Genomic DNA, 12,857 nt, shown 5'->3' on the forward strand with positions numbered 1-12,857 from the left:
GTCAACACAACAAAAACACAGATTTCCGCTCTTATTTCATATCTTTCGACGATGGTGCAAGACTGGAAATTATGAAGAAGCCCGAAATGGCAGACGACACGAAGGCTCTCGCCAGAACAGGTTTTATCCATGTTGCTTTCAGCGTTGGCAGCAAAGACGCAGTGGGTTCCCTTACCTCTCGTATGAAAGCCGACGGCTATGAGGTCATCAGCGGACCTCGTACCACGGGAGACGGATACTACGAGAGCTGCGTTATCGGTATTGAAGGAAATCAAATCGAAATAACGGTATAGATTCATGAGCATCGCAGATTTCGCTTTGATTATAGGAATCGCTGATAAAATAGACCCTCAGATTGGCGTAGATTTTTCGTCCGATTGAGGAGGCAAACCAGACGCATAGCCAAAGCCATGTGGAGGATCGAGAGCGAAAAGCGGGCAAAAAAGATGCGCTAAGATGGCAGTGCTGAATTTATTAGTGCTTCCTATACGCAAGGAATATCCACAGGTTCCCCCAAAGGTCAAATACACACTGTCCGATAAAGGAAAAACATTCGTCCCTATCATCAATGCAATGTGCGGTTGGGGAAGAGCGTATCCCATCAACGACTCATGAAACCAAGACGGGCGGGCACTATCTGGACGCTGACGGCGTGACAACACTCCCCCTTGTTGCCGATGTACTGTCTCGCATGATGGAGAATAGTTGCAAATAGAATACCGTGTCCGATGAAGTAGAAAAGAGATTCCAAACGCTAGGTAGGGCGAATGGAATCTCTTTTTTTCGCATTTTTATTGTTCCAGTGATTTGAGTGCTGCTTGCTTCGCATGAATGCGTGTGGTATCAAAGAGTGGAATATCGGTATCGGATTGCTGGATAAGAAGTCCGATTTCAGTACATCCTAGGATGATCCCCTGCGCCCCGTTTCGTGCGAGTTCATGAATAATGTCCAGATATACGGCTTTGGATTCCTCCAAGATTTTCCCAAGACACAGTTCATCGTAAATAATGCGATTGACGACATCGACATCAGCATCATTTGGAATGAGAACCTCAATTCCCTGTTCGATCAAAATATTTTTATAGAAATCCTGCTGCATAGTGTATTTCGTACCGAGCAGACCGACTTTTCGGATGCCGTGTTTCTTTAGCTGTACCGCGGTCATGTCCGCAATATGCAGGATGGGGATATGAATGTTCCTGCCGATTTCAGACGCTACCTTGTGCATCGTATTGGTGCAGATTACGATATAATCCGCCCCCGCCCGTTCCAATGCTTGTGCGGCTTCAGACAAAACATCTGCGCTCTTATCCCATTCCCCGCTCGCTTGATATTTCTCGATTTCATCAAAATCGACGCTGTATAGAATACATTTTGCAGAGTGCAGACCGCCCAGCTGCTTTTTTATCGTTTCGTTGATGACCTGATAGTATGTCACGGTGCTTTCCCAGCTCATACCACCGATCAGCCCTATTGTTTTCATCGTATCACCTCTTCCATTACGATAGCACCGCCCGTCCGTCATGACAAGGTAAAAATTGTAGGGAGGACAATTCACCCCACTCTGCCTTTATTCTTCCTAAAGGATCAATGTCTCCGTCTGCGGCGGGATCGTATTTTCCTCCATCAGATCATGAACAATGCGCAGTCCGCGCGCCAGCTCCTCATTCGTTGGCGGCGAGCAGAGGGCGAGGCGAATAAAGGAATGCTCCGCCTCCCCGCCGACGGCAAAGTGATCCGACGAGAGGACACAAACACCGCGATGCTGTGCCTGCGCCTCAAAATTCGCCCCACCGCATCCCACAGGCAGCGGCATCCATTGGAAGAAGCCGCGTGTACTCTCCGTATGTGCAGGGAAGATCCCTCGAAAGATGCGATTGCGCTCCTCTGACATCCGACATTTCTCCCGCATTATACGCTCCGCCGCGCCGCTGGCAATCAGCTCTGATGCGATCTCCGCACTCAGCGGCGGGATCGCCATGCTGATGCTGCGCGCCGCTCTCCGAATGAGCTGCCTAAAATGCGCTGGAACAAGCATGTATGCAACACGCAGTCCGGGACAGGTAAGTTTTGAAAGACTGTGCAGATAAACGGACTGCCGCGGGAGGAGCACGGTCATGGGCGCAGCGTTCCCGCGTGCCGTAAAGCCGTAGGCATCGTCCTCAATCAAAAGCATATTGTGCTTACACAGCACCGCTGCAATCTCCCTGCGCCGTTCCTCAGGCATAACGATACCGGTCGGATTCGTGCAGGATGGCATAAGATAGACGCCCTTGATGTTTATCTGCTGATGCTGCTGTGCGAGCGCATCCGGCAGCATCCCGTCCACATCCCCCTCGATGGGGATGAGTCGGATGTTCAGCTGTTTTGCAAGGCTGATGAAATTCGCATACGTATACCTGTCCACCGCAATTCGATCCCCTGCATCGAACAGCGCAGTGAGTACGATTGCAAGTGCACTCTGCGTGCCAGCAGTAAGAAGGAGATTCGTCGGCTCTGCCGCAAGAGAAAAACGCGCAAGCCAGCAGCACGCAGTCCGTGCATGACGCTCCTCATCCTCTGCACCGAGAAGCGCAAAGAGGTGCGCTGCATCCCTGCCGCGCAGGATCTCCCGTGCAGTATCCGCAAGAATCTCGCTAAGTGAATCGTACGGATGAATGCTACCAAGTTCAATAAGAGACTTTTTCGTATCTGCTGTTGTATTCGACAACGCTGCATTCGGCGAGACAAACGTCCCGCGCCCAATGACCGCATAGATCAGTCCCTTGTCCGTACAGAGACGAAAGGCGCGCGTTACCGTGCTCAGATTGAGATCGAGGTAGTCGGCAAGCTCCCGCTGCGGCGGGAGTTTTGTATGCGGCGACAGCCGTCCGCTGAGGATATCACGTTCAAGCTGCGCGGCAAGCGCACGGTAGAACGGAGGATGCAGATAGATACGTTCTGGACGCCACGTCATCGGATAATCATCGAACGAATTGATGGGCATAGGACATCTCCCACAATATTGTCATACATACAATTTTACTGTTGAAATCACACAATAGGCAGTCTAACATAATAATTGTATGTATTATATCACAGGAGAGATGACCATAGATATGAAAAACAGCATTGCTTCAACGGGCACAAAGGTATCCGCCTCACTTTATATTCTGCCCTTTATCCTGGTCGGCTCGTTTCTGTCCATCTTCGACCAGTTCGTTATCAATGTCGCCGCACCCGCCATCATTTCCTCCTTACATCCGTCGGCTGCAGAATTCGAGGGGATTATGAGCGGCTATGCGCTCGTTTACGGCGTGGGGCTGATTGTCGGCGGACGTCTTGGCGACCGTTTCGGACGGCGACGTATCTACCGTCTCGGGCTTTTTCTTTTTGCCGTGACCTCGCTGCTCTGCGGTGCTGCTCAGACAGCACTGCAGCTTGTTGTCGCACGCCTTCTGCAGGGGATTTCGGGCGCCATCATGGTGCCGCAGGTACTCGCTCTGATTCGTGTCTCATACGAAGATAATGCACGTGTGCAGGCACTATCCGCATTCGGCGTATCCATCGGACTCGGGCAGATCATGGGGCAGGTACTCGGCGGCTGGATTCCCGCATGGGATTTCCTCGGACTCGGTTGGCGCATGATTTTCCTTGCCAACATGCCAATCTGCCTGATCGCCGGCATTGGCTGCAGGTCGCTGCCCACAAGCCAAAACGCTGCACATGGGGCACACCAAAAGCAGCTTGGAAATCCTCTTCGGCTCTTTCGTTATCGTGGCTATACGGTCGGAATTTTTCTCAATGTATGCCTGTACGCCGCCATTGTCCCCTTCTTTGTCGTGCTCGGTCTCTACCTGCAGAATATCTGTGAACTCACACCACAGACGGCGGGGCTCGTCTTTATGGCGGTCGGCACTGGATTCGTCCTCGCCTCGTCCGCAGGCCCCGCACTCATGCGGAAGTTCGCGCCGCCGCGCGTACTGATCTGCGGAACGATCTGTACCAGCGCGGGTATCCTCGCCGTGCTGCTTGGTACAATCACGAGCCTGTCCACTGCGATTCCCTTTGTCATCCTCGCGCTGTTTGTCCTCGGTGTCGGCAACGGCACAGTGATTCCCATTGCGACGGGTATTGTCCTGCGCTATCTGCCGATGGAGGACGCAGGCGTTGGCGGTGCCATCCTGACGACGGGGCAGCAGCTCGCAGGTGCACTCGGGATTGTGCTTACGGGTGAGTTTCTCATGGGAGACGGCGCATCTCTCGCCTCGCCCGCCACCTATGTGGACGGTCTCGCACTTCAGGTGTGCGCCGCATCGGCTGCGCTCTGCTGCGCCGCTCTCCTCAGCCGTATCCCCACCGCCACGCAGAATCCACAGAGGTCATCGAATTTTTCCGCTTGCCACAAATTTCATATCACCTTATAATTGATAACAAAATCCAATCGCGTTTATTATGGAGGTTTTCTTATGGAAAACACAAGCCCTATGCGGCGACTCTGGCAGCTCGCCGCTGCGGAACATGGGCGGCTGCGCATGGCGATTGCACTTGCGGCACTCGGCGTACTCGCGGGGATTGTTCCCTACTGGGCGGCGGCAGAGATGATTACAGCACTCCTCTTTGGCGCAGTGGAGCCGCGCTTCTATCTCATCCTATGCCTTACTGCCTTCGTCGGCTATGCCCTACGCAGCATCCTATATGCACAGGCTCTTGCGCTGTCGCATCGCGCGGCATTCGCTGTACTGCGCGACATCCGCACGCGCGTCCTCGAGAAGCTGCCAAAGCTCCCGCTCGGTGTCGTGATCGATCACGCAAGCGGTGCGATGAAGCACACGATTGTCGATCAGGTCGAGAGCATGGAGCGCACGATTGCGCACCTATGGCCGGAGATGACAGCAAATACATTTGGCCCCTTGTGCATCTTCATCTATTTGCTCATCCTCGACTGGCGCATGGCGCTGCTCTCTCTCGTCTCGATTCCCGTCGGCATGGTCTTTATGGCGATCGTCATGCGCGACTACGAGGAAAAATACGCAGGAGCGGTGCGGACAACGGACGAGATGAACGCCGCCGTTGTCGAGTATATCGGCGGCATCGAGGTTATCAAGGCATTCAACCAAGGTGCAGCGTCCTATGAAAAGTTCTCGGAAAAGGTTCGCGCAAATGCCTCGTACTACTATCAATGGATGCTGCACTGCCAGCTGCCGATGTCCGTCGGCAAGGTGGTATCCCCGACCACGCTCATTACGATCCTGCCTGTGGGCTGGCTCTGGTATCAAGACGGTACTCTTCCGATGGATGTCTTTATCCAGACGATCATCCTCTCCCTCGGGATCGCGGGTCCGCTGCTCGCCTCAATGTCCTTTATCGATGCACTCGCAAAGGTCGGCACAACCGTCAGTGCTGTCGATTCCATTCTCTCTGCTGAGGAGCAGCACCATGCGACGACGCCGATTCCCGTTGAGACGACGGACATCTCGGTGGAGCATGTCTCCTTTGCTTACGACGGAACGAACAACGTCCTAGACGATATCTGTCTCACGATCCCGAGCGGCACGCTGAACGCATTTGTCGGCGCAAGCGGCAGCGGGAAATCGACACTCGCACGTCTGATCGCCGGCTATTGGGATGTACAGGAGGGCAGCATCCGCATCGGCGGACACGATCTGAAGGATATCCCGCTCACACAGCTCTATGATCTGGTTTCCTTTGTCGCGCAGGATACCTATCTCTTTGACGACACGATCCGAGAGAACATCCGTCTCGGCAAAACATCGGCGACCGATGCCGAAGTCGAGCATGCGGCAGAGCTTTCGGGCTGTGCCGACTTCATCCGCAGGCTCGAACGTGGTTATGATACCGTTGTCGGCAGCGGCGGCAGCCATCTCTCGGGCGGCGAGCGCCAGCGCATCGCGATCGCACGCGCGATGTTGAAAGACGCCCACATTGTCATCCTCGATGAGGCAACGGCGTACATTGACCCGGAGAACGAGGCCGTCATCCAGCGTGCTGTCGCACGGCTGATCGCGGGGAAGACGGTCATCATCATCGCGCACCGTCTCTCTACCATCACCGATGCGGATACGATCTTTCTCATCGCGGACGGCACAGTCGCAGCATCGGGAACGCACACACAGCTCCTTTCGGACTGCACAGAATACCGCAGCATGTGGCAGGCACACATCAGTGCAAAGGACGGTGATGCAAATGATTGACGCACTCAAAAAAATCTGGGCGTTCGCGGGCAGCGAGCGAAAAAATCTCAACCGCTCAGTGCTGCTCGGTGTGCTCTACGCCATATTCCACGCCCTGCAAATTGCAGCACTCTATGTCGTCCTGAAGGGACTCATGGAGCACGCGGACGGCATGGATACGGCGATGCAGGCACTCGTAATCCTCGCCGTCAGCATCCTCGGTAGATCCGTAGTCGAGTATATCTCACAACTGCAGCGCGTCCATGCGGGCTACTTCATGGCGGCGAACAAGCGCATCGCCATCGGAGAGCGTCTCAAGCGCGTCCCGATGGGCTATTTTAACGAGAGCAGCCTCGGACGGATCACGGGCATCGCAACAACTGTTCTGGGCGATGTGGAGGAAACTGCCTCCATGGTTCTCGTCAACACGCTGACCGGCTTCCTGAATACCCTCATCCTCATCCCGATGGTCTTTGTCTTCGATGGGCGCATCGGCGCCGTCTTCATTGTCGGCATCGCCCTCTATCTGTGGGTCACAGCGACCATGGAGGAAAAATCCCGCATGCTCGCACCGAAACGGCAGGCGGCACAAGCATCGCTTGTCGAGGCTGTACTTGAGCAGCTGCACGGAATGCACGTCATCAAGGCATTCAACCTCACGGGCAAGGGCGATAGACAGGTGCGCGATGCGCTTGCCGAAAGCGAGCGAGCCAACCTTTCGATGGAGCGTCTCTTTACCCCATACGTGGCTGCACAGGAACTCACCCTGCGCTTTTTCAGCATCCTGATCATCGCCACCGCACTCTATGCACATTGCACAGGAACAATGTCCCTGCTCGATGTGATTATGTGCATTGTCTTCTCCTTCATCGCCTATCAGCAGCTCGAATCTGCGGGCAGTGCTCTCTCTTTGCTCCGCGTCGTATGCGCCTCCATCGACGAGGCAAACGAAACAGATGCCATTCCACAGCTCGATGAAAGCGGCAGAGATATTGTCCCCACGCATCATGATATCGCATTGGACCGCATATCCTTTTCCTATGGAGAAAGACCGCTCCTCCGCGACATTTCCGCAGAGATCCCCGAACGCAGTCTGACGGCGATTGTCGGGCCGAGCGGTTCCGGCAAGACGACGCTGTGCCATCTCATTGCGCGGTTCTGGGATGTCGATGCCGGCACAATTACCATCGGCGGGCACAATGTCAAGGAATACACGCTTGCGTCCCTGATGGCACAGATCAGCATTGTATTTCAGCGCGTCTACCTCTTCCACGACACCATCGAAAACAACATCCGCTTTGGGCGGTCGCAGGCGAGCCGCGCAGAGGTCATTGCGGCAGCAAAAAAGGCAGCGTGTCATGATTTCATCATGCAGCTGCCGAACGGGTATGAAACAATGGTCGGCGAGGGTGGCGCAAACCTTTCGGGCGGCGAAAAACAGCGCATCTCCATCGCCCGTGCCATTCTCAAGGACGCGCCCATCATCATCTTTGACGAGGCGACGGCGAACGTCGATCCGGAGAACGAGGATCGGCTGCAGCAGGCAATCGAAGCACTGACGCAGGACAAGACCGTCATCATGATCGCCCATCGGCTGAACACGGTTCGAAACGCCGCGCAGATCCTCGTTGTAGCAGACGGCAGGATCGTTCAGCGCGGAACACACGAAGAACTGATCGCCGAGGATGGCATCTACGCCGACTTCATCGCATCGCGCAGAACAGCCGTCGGGTGGAGGCTGTCATCTTCGACAGATCCGTCCAAAATCGGATGATCGCGGACATAAAGACATCCTCTCGCTCCAACACGTTCGTTGGAAATTTGTACTCCACTTATGTTACAAATTTGCTCGACCATAACAAATTCTCGTATGCAAATCACGTTCTTACAGAGGAGGTGAATGGATGAATTTTGCTGCAATATATCAGCCGCTGCTCATCATCGCAGCGGCGCTGGCAGGAATTGGCCTCGGATATATGACATCATTCTGCGAGATCGCCTCGCATATCATCACGCCGGCACTCATGGCACTCCTCTATATTGTTTTTCTCTCCGCAGACGGCAGTGAGCTGCGTGCGGCGTTCCAGAATGTCCGCTTCACACTGACCGCCACCGCAGTCAATTTCCTGTGGACACCCGTTTTTTCCTATGGACTGGGACTTCTTTTCTTTCGTGAGAACATCGATATGCAGCTTGGGCTGATGATGCTCCTCGTGACACCATGCACAGACTGGTATCTCGTCTTTACGGCGCAGGCACGCGGCAACACGGTACTCGGGGCCTCGATCCTGCCGCTGAACCTCGCACTGCAAATTCTGCTCCTGCCTGTCGATCTGGCGCTGTTCTACGGCGATGCCATCCGTATAACCGATGCGGAGGTCGTTCGCAGTGCTCTGGTCGTGCTTCTCCTGCCGTTGGGACTCGCGGCGTGCAGCAATGCACTTGGACGCATCTCCCCGCTTATGGCACGCAGCATCGCTCATCTCCGCACATGGGGAGACGCGTTGCAGCTTGGCTTTCTCATGACTGCCGTCCTCGCTATGTTTGCATCGGAAAGTACGGTACTGTTTGCACATTCGAAGCTCTTCGCCGATATGCTCCTCGTCATGCTGATCTTCTTCAGTGTCAACTACGTGCTCGTACGTCAGCTTGGTGTACGTCTGGGCTTTCGGCGGGCAGACCTCACGGCACTCAGCTTCACCACGCTCGCACGCAACTCGCCTCTTGCCCTTGCGATTGCCGCCGCTGCATTCCCTGATCGTCCACTGACCATACTCGCACTCATCATTGGGCCGCTGATCGAGCTTCCGGTACTCGCTCTAATTGCGCAGCGCATCCGAAAGACACAGACCCACGAATGATATCTGCTTCTCCGGACAGGAGCTTGACGGGTTTTTCAGCGATCACTTCATATATGAGCTCTTGTAGACAGCAAAAAGCGCGCCCCCTAGAGAGCGCGCTTCTCTTATTTTTTCGGTTGTTCCGATGAATGGCAGCAGGAAGGAGGTTCATCACATGACGAGCAGCTGCTGCCGCAGCAGTCCTTCCTGCCCAAGCGAAAGTTCCGATAGACATGGCGAACGGCAAAAAAGAGTGCAGCCGCCACAAATGCACCGACGACATAGGTTGCCATAAGAATCTCCCCCTCAGAGGCGCCTATCAGAAGCCGAGTAACCGACCAATCTGATAGACAAGAAGCGAAACAAACCAAGCAATCGCAAACATATAGACGGCAGAGAAGCCGACCCATTTCCACGCGCCCGTCTCTTTCCTAATCGTACCGAGTGACGTGACACACGGCGTATAGAGCTGTGAGAATACCATGAAGGCAAGCGCTGAAAGACTTGTAAACGCTGCGCCCATACCTGTCTGAAGCATCATGGAAGCCGTATTAGCCGCATCCGCCGCTTCGGTCGAGACATCGGCAACACCATAGAGAATGCCGATTGTCGCAACGACCGTTTCCTTCGCCATGATACCGGAAAGGACAGCCGCGCCAGCCTCCCACGTTGCAAATCCGTGGAATGTGAAGAGCACAGACATCCAGCCGCCGAGCGTCGCGAGGATGCTGTCCTCAATCTCGCACGGACCGCCAAAGTTGTAGTTCGACATAAACCAAAGGATGACCGATGCCGCAAAGATAATCGTACCTGCCTTGATGAGGTACCCCTTACCCTTGTCCCACGTCTCCAGGAGAACCGAATTCATATCGGGCATACGGTACGGCGGGAGCTCCAACAGGAAGGTCGAGCCATGTGCCTTGAACAGCGTCGAACCGAGCACCTTTGCCACGATAATAGCCATGACCATACCGATGATATACATAAGGAATACAACGTTTGCTGCATTGTTGGGAAAGAACATCGCCGCAAACAGTGCCATGATCGGCAGCTTCGCACCGCACGTCAGGAACGGTGTGACGAGGATCGAGATCATGCGATCCTTTTCCGAGTCGAGCGCACGCGCACCCATAATGGACGGAACGGCGCAGCCGAAGCCCATCATCAGCGGCATGATCCCCTTACCCGTCAGCCCGCAGCGGCGCATGATCGGATCCGTGATAAACGCGATACGCGCCATGTAGCCCGTGCCGTCGAGGAACGAGAGGCAGAAGAACAGGACGAAGATGAGCGGAACGAACGTCAGCACTGAGCCGACACCCGCGATGATGCCGTCCGTGACCAGCGAAACCATCCAGTCCGCGACCCCCGCCGCTACAAGCGAATCCTTGACAAAGTTCAGGAACTGATCGTTGATGAGCACCTCGAGTTCGTCGGCAATGGGCTGACCGATCCATGTAAACGTGATCTGAAACACGCCATAGAGAATCAAAAGGAAAATCGGCAGCGCAAGCACACCGTTTGCGAGAAAACGATCAATTTTCTCCGATCGCGTCGCACCGACATTCTGCACCGTTACGGCATGTCGCACAACCTGATCGATGAGTGCATAGCGCGCCTCGATGATCGCCTCTTCCTTCTCCGCCTCCGTACGCGAACTGCTCTCGATCTCATGGATCTTCGCGATATGTGCCTTGACGAGGTCGCTCGGCTGGTACCGTGCCATGACCGTACTCGTAAAGACATCGAGCAGCGTCTTTGTACTCTTGCTGCTGCGCCCCGTCGTCTCGACGGTGGGCATGCCGAGCGCCTCTTCGAGCTTCGCCGTGTTGATCTTGATGCCGCGCCGCTGCGCATCATCCTGCATATTGAGATCGATGAGGAGCGGAATCCCCTTCTCAAGAAGCTGCACCGTAAGGAAAAGATTGCGCTCGATGTTCGAGCTGTCCACGACATTCAGGACGAGATCCAGCTTCGTGCTCGTCAAGTAGTCGATGACGATTTGTTCCTCCGGCGAGCGGGCGTTGATGCTGTACGTCCCTGGAAGGTCGACAATGGAAATCGCCCGCCCCTTGTAATGCGTGTGACCGATTTTCTTGTCAACCGTAACCCCCGGCCAGTTTCCGATTTTCTGACGCGCACCCGTCAGTGCGTTGAATATGGTCGATTTACCGGTATTCGGGTTTCCGGTCAGTGCAACTGCCAATGCTGACATATCTCCGCCCTCCCCTTAACCGATCTGCTCGACAGATATGAGTGCTGCGTCCTCGCGCCGCATGGCGAGATTATACGAACGAATGCCTATCGCGATCGGATCCCCCATAGGTGCCGAACGCAGAACCGTCACCTTCGTCCCCGGAATCATCCCCATCGACATAAGACGCTGCTTGAGAGGCGACTCGCTGATTTGCAGAATCTTCAGCGTCATTCCCGTCTTCCCATCCTTCAGTGTCAATACAAGATACCTCCTAAGATCCACATTTTTATCAATGCAAATGATAATGAAACTATCTCTGCACCGTGTATGATACCTTACTTCATATCATTACGTCAAGGGGGTTCATCCAGGGCTGTTTCATAAAATTAGGGAACCACTGATAAATTCTGGTCTTTCGCTGATTCGTGTGGGTAGGAGGTTTCAAGATGATCGGCAGACATGATATAATATCCCGAGAAACAGATTGGAGAAATCATCATGGATACGTTGTTCTTGTTTTCTGCCGCATTGAATCTTGATGCACCTTTACATCTTGGAATGCGGAAAATTGGATCTTGATGTCGTCGTTGCCCAACCGTAGCGGCATCATTGCTTCCTTTACCCACACGAAATAGCGATTAACCTTCTCTAATATAAGAAACATTCTCGTATCAATTACGTGTCCATCCAAACTGTGTGATATTCGATGTATAGCGCAGGCGATCAACGAAGTCCACGTTCGTCGCACCCGTACGAAAGATAGGTACGCGTTCCAGTGCGTAGATGTTGCTCTCGCGGTCGACATTGCCATATTTGACTGTGAAACCGCCCTTATACCCCGCTTCCTTCGCAATTCCAACGATGTGCAGATCATGCACACCCGTCGGATAGGCAATGAATTCGATGGGATGCCCGAGCTCTTCCTCCGCCTGCCGTTTTGACTCAACAAGCTCCTCGCGGATGCGGTCGTCGGGCAGATCCGGCAAAGGCGCATGCGTTACGGTATGGGACTGCGCTGTGATGCCGTGCTTTTCCATTTCACGCAGCTGATCCCATGTGAGATATCCCTTCCGCTTGCTCACAAATCCGGTCACAATGAAGATCGTTGCTTTGAGATTATATTTCTTCAAAATCGGATAGGCATTCGTATAGTTGTCCTCATACCCGTCATCAAAGGTGATCAGCACGGGACGATCGGGCAGTGTTCCCCGCCCCGCGAGGAAGTCATAGAGTTCATCGGGGGTAATCGAATGATAACCGTGATCGACGAGATATTTCATCTGCCAATCGAAATCCGACGGCTCAACCGCGAGCGAGATAAACATAGAGTTGACCATGTGATAGTTGAGTACAAGCACCTTTACATCGTTCTCTGCCGGAGACGGGGGCGCAGGTGCTGCCTCCTCATGCGGATGTCCCACAATCAAGACGACACCGAGGAGAATAAGAAGGGCGGCAAGAAGTGACCAAAACTGCCGCCCGCCGATCATCTTCTTCCAGTCCATGACATCCCTCCCCTGCACCGTACGTTATCATTACCGCGTATCATTGTACCTAGATTTGAAATGAAAATCAAGCCGAACACCTACGTATTTTCATCAAAAAAGACTGCCTCCCGAAAGAAACAGCCTCTCGCAATATTGCTC

General features: G+C 54.0%; 12 protein-coding genes. 6 read left to right on the forward strand and 6 right to left on the reverse strand.

The genetic code is table 11. The features are described from left to right. On the forward strand, positions 1-293 hold a 293-nt coding region (locus HMPREF9081_RS08665; RefSeq protein ID WP_006306800.1), incomplete at its 5' end, for a VOC family protein. 163 nt (positions 294-456) lie between these two features. After that, positions 457-615 carry a winged helix-turn-helix transcriptional regulator gene (locus tag HMPREF9081_RS13365; protein ID WP_006306801.1) on the forward strand — a complete coding sequence of 53 codons (159 nt, stop codon included), beginning with the start codon at positions 457-459 and terminating at the stop codon, positions 613-615. Between the two features lie 176 nt (positions 616-791). Here the strand turns inward: HMPREF9081_RS13365 and HMPREF9081_RS08670 are convergent, their stop codons facing one another. Together HMPREF9081_RS08670 and HMPREF9081_RS08675 are read right to left on the reverse strand one after the other, a co-directional pair. Then, the gene (locus HMPREF9081_RS08670) at positions 792-1,484 is read right to left on the reverse strand and encodes an aspartate/glutamate racemase family protein (RefSeq protein WP_040394912.1); all 693 of its coding nucleotides are present in this window, start codon (positions 1,482-1,484) and stop codon (positions 792-794) included. Positions 1,485-1,580: 96 nt separating this feature from the next. Further along, positions 1,581-2,987 carry an aminotransferase-like domain-containing protein gene (locus HMPREF9081_RS08675; protein WP_006306803.1) on the reverse strand — a complete coding sequence of 469 codons (1,407 nt, stop codon included), beginning with the start codon at positions 2,985-2,987 and terminating at the stop codon, positions 1,581-1,583. 112 nt (positions 2,988-3,099) lie between these two features. Here HMPREF9081_RS08675 and HMPREF9081_RS08680 point away from each other — a divergent pair, with 112 nt between their 5' ends. From HMPREF9081_RS08680 to HMPREF9081_RS08695, 4 genes are all read left to right on the forward strand, one after another. After that, positions 3,100-4,407, forward strand: coding sequence for an MFS transporter (locus tag HMPREF9081_RS08680; protein ID WP_245529873.1), 1,308 nt, complete (start codon positions 3,100-3,102; stop codon positions 4,405-4,407). 42 nt (positions 4,408-4,449) lie between these two features. Further along, entirely contained in the window at positions 4,450-6,195 is a 1,746-nt protein-coding gene (locus HMPREF9081_RS08685; protein ID WP_006306805.1) for an ABC transporter ATP-binding protein, read from the forward strand. Beyond that, positions 6,182-7,948, forward strand: coding sequence for an ABC transporter ATP-binding protein (locus HMPREF9081_RS08690; RefSeq protein WP_006306806.1), 1,767 nt, complete (start codon positions 6,182-6,184; stop codon positions 7,946-7,948). The genes HMPREF9081_RS08685 and HMPREF9081_RS08690 overlap by 14 nt, the downstream gene beginning before the upstream one ends. Positions 7,949-8,078: 130 nt before the next feature. Then, positions 8,079-9,035 carry an arsenic resistance protein gene (locus HMPREF9081_RS08695; RefSeq protein WP_006306807.1) on the forward strand — a complete coding sequence of 319 codons (957 nt, stop codon included), beginning with the start codon at positions 8,079-8,081 and terminating at the stop codon, positions 9,033-9,035. Between the two features lie 104 nt (positions 9,036-9,139). On the opposite strand, the gene HMPREF9081_RS13375 is transcribed toward HMPREF9081_RS08695, so the two are convergent. The 4 genes from HMPREF9081_RS13375 to HMPREF9081_RS08710 form a co-directional block, all read right to left on the reverse strand. Beyond that, positions 9,140-9,307 carry a FeoB-associated Cys-rich membrane protein gene (locus tag HMPREF9081_RS13375; RefSeq protein ID WP_006306808.1) on the reverse strand — a complete coding sequence of 56 codons (168 nt, stop codon included), beginning with the start codon at positions 9,305-9,307 and terminating at the stop codon, positions 9,140-9,142. 26 nt (positions 9,308-9,333) lie between these two features. Further along, entirely contained in the window at positions 9,334-11,229 is a 1,896-nt protein-coding gene (gene feoB, locus HMPREF9081_RS08700) for a ferrous iron transport protein B (RefSeq protein WP_006306809.1), read from the reverse strand. A gap of 15 nt (positions 11,230-11,244) precedes the next feature. Further along, complete coding sequence (locus HMPREF9081_RS08705; RefSeq protein ID WP_037358255.1) at positions 11,245-11,469, reverse strand: FeoA family protein; 225 nt, start codon at positions 11,467-11,469, stop codon at positions 11,245-11,247. A 413-nt stretch (positions 11,470-11,882) separates the two neighbouring features. Next, positions 11,883-12,716 (reverse strand): polysaccharide deacetylase family protein, encoded by an 834-nt coding sequence (locus tag HMPREF9081_RS08710; RefSeq protein ID WP_006306812.1) that lies wholly within the window; start codon positions 12,714-12,716, stop codon positions 11,883-11,885. Positions 12,717-12,857 lie beyond the last annotated feature (141 nt).

The sequence above is a fragment of the Centipeda periodontii DSM 2778 genome, from assembly GCF_000213975.1.
Lineage (GTDB): Bacteria > Bacillota > Negativicutes > Selenomonadales > Selenomonadaceae > Centipeda > Centipeda periodontii.